The sequence below is a fragment of the Vibrio sp. 10N.222.46.A1 genome (assembly GCF_041473595.1).
Classification (GTDB): domain Bacteria; phylum Pseudomonadota; class Gammaproteobacteria; order Enterobacterales; family Vibrionaceae; genus Vibrio; species Vibrio tasmaniensis_A.
The window spans coordinates 1-420 of the sequence record NZ_JBFRSN010001552.1 but is presented as its reverse complement, the minus strand read 5'-3'; the positions used below and the strand labels follow the sequence as shown (position 1 = coordinate 420).

Here is a 420-nt window from a genome sequence, read left to right as displayed (position 1 = left end):
ATGTAGGATCCATCTGTCCATCTCCATCAATTTTGATAATAATATCCATACCATCTTTTAGGGCTTCAATATACCCTTTCATCACTGCGCCACCAACTCCAGAGTTGACTTCACTAAAAATCACTTGGACTCTAGTATCTTTATTGTTTTCAAGAACAAACTTACCACTAGCTGCCGGGCAACAATCGTCGATAACATAAATTTTATCCACCTCATTCCCGATAGAATCTAAGACTTTACAAATTTGATTTTTCACCTTAAAGCAAGGAATGACAACTGCAACTTTCATTTTCACTTTTCATTTTATTTAAATTCATATTGTATTTTATAATAGTAATCAGAAAAATGATATACTGAAGCTTTATTGCTGTAAGTCGATACAACTGAATCAAAAACTCTCATTCATCCGGCTGCTTGGTT

The 420-nt window shown here is 33.8% G+C and carries 1 protein-coding gene; it reads right to left on the bottom strand.

Features of this window, described 5'->3' with window-relative positions; genetic code table 11:
• Positions 1 to 289: glycosyltransferase (locus AB4496_RS28015; protein WP_372133305.1), on the bottom strand; the 289-nt coding region annotated here is incomplete at its 3' end.
• Positions 290 to 420: the final 131 nt, after the last annotated feature.